Raw genomic sequence first — 265 nt, forward strand, 5'->3', positions numbered from 1 at the left:
TGTGTCGGATTGCGGTACGGGTACCTTTAGAATATGCTTAGCGGATTTTCTTGGAAGTCTGATTACCTGCGCTATCTGCTGCTCCCGAAGAAGCTGCAGTACTTTCAAGGTCGGCTCTCGGAGTGGATTTGCCTGCTCCGATCGACGCCTACACTCTTTAACGGGGATATCCGTCACCCCGCGGCAGTGTCACTGCTCCGTCTCCACATCGCTCCTAAAGGTAGTAACGGAATATTAACCGTTTCTGCCATCGCCCTCACCATTC

The 265-nt window shown here is 52.5% G+C and carries 1 rRNA gene; it reads right to left on the bottom strand.

The window, feature by feature from the left end:
* Window positions 1-265: ribosomal RNA gene (locus tag X919_RS0106150) — 23S ribosomal RNA — on the bottom strand; the annotation flags it as partial.

This window comes from Prevotella sp. HJM029 (assembly GCF_000599605.1).
Lineage (GTDB): Bacteria > Bacteroidota > Bacteroidia > Bacteroidales > Bacteroidaceae > Prevotella.